This is a genomic window from Dyella sp. ASV21 (assembly GCF_016428975.1).
Taxonomy (GTDB): Bacteria; Pseudomonadota; Gammaproteobacteria; order Xanthomonadales; family Rhodanobacteraceae; genus Dyella.
Window position 1 is genome coordinate 1 of record NZ_JAELTT010000421.1, and the last position, 255, is coordinate 255.

Sequence of the window (255 nt, forward strand, 5' to 3'; positions counted from 1 at the left end):
CACGCCTGAAAAACGAGGCGCTTACCGCCGCGCTGGCCAACGGTTGGACGCAGAGTCTGGAGGGCATCACGTCCGCGCCCGCGCGCGCCTTCTTCGACAGCGGCAAGCCGGGGCAGGCGCTGGCCGAATTGATGCCCGCGCTCAAGGCCGCCGGCAGTCCGCTGGATCTGTTGGAATCCCACGAGAGCTACGACCTGACCCAGCGCCTGGGCGATACCGGCGCGGCCTCGCCCTTCGTCGGCATCGCGCTGGCCA

The 255-nt window shown here is 69.8% G+C and carries 1 pseudogene; it reads left to right on the forward strand.

What is annotated here, in order from left to right:
- Positions 1 to 255 (forward strand): annotated as a pseudogene (locus tag JHD67_RS22970) (DUF2875 family protein); the annotation flags it as partial.